Origin of the sequence: uncultured Pseudokineococcus sp. (assembly GCF_947499845.1) — a bacterium.
Taxonomy (GTDB): Bacteria; Actinomycetota; Actinomycetes; order Actinomycetales; family Quadrisphaeraceae; genus Pseudokineococcus.
In genome coordinates, this window is sequence record NZ_CANMPM010000043.1 from 1 (window position 1) to 2152 (window position 2152).

Consider the following 2152-nt stretch of genomic DNA (forward strand, 5'->3'; position numbering starts at 1 on the left):
GCGAGCGCGTCCTGCGCCTGTGGAAGAAGGCCGTGACCCGGACCTTCGACTGGGTCGACGACGACGTGCGCTGACCCACCCCAGCGACGACCCGGGCGCCGGCACTCACGCCGGCACCGGAACCGCCCACGTCCGGCACCACCGGGAGGTGATCACCACAACCAGTGCTACCCCGGCGACGCGCCCCCAGCGCGCGTCGCCCGCACGCCCACCTCAGCGACGAGGAGAAGCACGCTGATGCACACCAGCATGAAGGCCGCCCGCAGGGCGGCCCTGGCCACCGGCATCGTCACCGCCCTGGCCGCCGCCACCGTCCTGCCCGCCACCGCGGCGCCCCCCACCGCAGCTCCCGGGAAGGGGTCTTCCGGCACCGCTTCGACCACGGCCTCGACCAGCAAGGGGAAGGGCCGCACCGAGCCGGCGCAGGCCATCGACGGCGAGCGGGCCCAGGTCACCGGGCCCCTGCCGTCCTCGGAGGCCTCCCACCCCTTCGGCGGGGCCGCCTACCAGGAGGTCCCGCAGGACCTGTCCGAGGTGGGCTACGTCGAGGAGGAGTACCTCGCCAGCGGCGAGTCGGACGTCTACTCCTGGCCCGCCGACGCCCCCGCCGTCGTCCGCACCCAGGACGCGCCGTACACGACGCGCGTGCTGGTGCGCCGTCCCGCGGACGCCGACGACTTCAGCGGCAACATCGTCGTCGAGATGCTCAACCCCTCGAACCTCTTCGACCTCAACATCGGGTGGGCCCTCGCCCACGAGCAGATGATCGCCAACGGCGACACCTGGGTCGGCATCACCGCCAAGCCCATCGCCGTGGACGCCCTGAAGAGCTTCGACGCCGACCGCTACGGCGACCTGTCCTTCGCCAACCCACTCCCGCTGGACGACCCCGCCAACTGCGAGACCGTCGCGGCCGACAGCTCTCGGGACACCGAGAACGGGCTGGTGTGGGACATCTACACCCAGGTCGGCAACTGGCTGCGCAGTGACGACGCCACCAACCCGCTGACCTACGGCACCGGCGCCACCGAGGTCAGCAAGGCCTACGGCCTGGGCTACTCCCAGACCGGCGGGTACCTCATCAACTACATGAAGGCCATCCACCCGCTCGTCGTCGAGGCCCAGGGCCGACCCACCTACGACGCCTACCTCGTCGGCGTCGCCGGTGGCGCCTTCGCCGGCGCCTACCCGATGAACCAGTGCGAGCCCGCCCCGCCCGCGGGCGACTCCCGCCGCACCATCTACGGCGTCGGGGTCCCCGTCACCCAGCTGATGTCCCAGTCGGACTACCTCACCGGCATCGGCTCGCGCCGCCCGGACAGCGACACCGCCCCCGACCAGTTCCGCCACTACGAGATGGCCGGCGCCGGGCACGCCACCCCCGACGAGCTCTACTACTCCGCTCGCTCGCAGGACATCGTCGCCGCCGACCGCGACGTGCCCCCGCAGGGCTGTGACCAGGGACCGCGTAGCCGCTTCCCCAGCGACATCTTCTTCAACGCCGCCCTGCGCAACCTCGACCGGTGGGTCCGCGAGGACGTCCCGCCCCCGCACGCCGACCCGATCGTCGTCAAGTACGGCCAGCCCGTCCTCGACGAGTTCGGCAACGTCCAGGGCGGCATCCGGTCGCCCTACCTCGAGGTGCCCACCAGCACCTGGTACGGCAACGCGACCGGCGCCTCGTTCTGCCGCATCGCCGGCTGGGAGGACCCCTTCGACACCGACCGGCTGGCCGAGCTCTACGACGTCCGTCGGGGCCGCAGCTTCGACTACGCCCTCCAGGTCCGCCGCAGCGCCCGCCAGCTCGAGCGCGCCGGCTTCCTCACCTCCTTCGACGCCGACCAGATCGTCCAGGAGGCCCGCACTACCGACATCTTCCAGTGAACGCGCGGCGGCCACGACTCGTCCGCTGATCACCGCCAGGGCTCGGGACCGGCACGGCCGGTCCCGAGCCCTGGCGGGACCAGACTCACGCCCCTCCCGCCGAGCGATCTCCCAGCGCAAAGGCCACCGACCTCGCACTGGTCGTCACGTCACCCCAACTTCCCGAGCGACGAAGGGCCCCTCGAGGGGCCGTCGAAGGAGCCTCCATGAAGCTGATCAGCGCCCTCACCGCCGGCACCCTCATCGCTGCCGGCGGCGTCGTGGCCGT

1 protein-coding gene is annotated in these 2152 nt (G+C 72.0%); it reads left to right on the forward strand.

Features of this window, described 5'->3' with window-relative positions:
* Positions 1-237 precede the first annotated feature (237 nt).
* Positions 238-1884, forward strand: a complete 1647-nt coding sequence (locus Q0789_RS16520) for an alpha/beta hydrolase domain-containing protein (protein WP_298807079.1) — start codon at positions 238-240, stop codon at positions 1882-1884.
* Positions 1885-2152 lie beyond the last annotated feature (268 nt).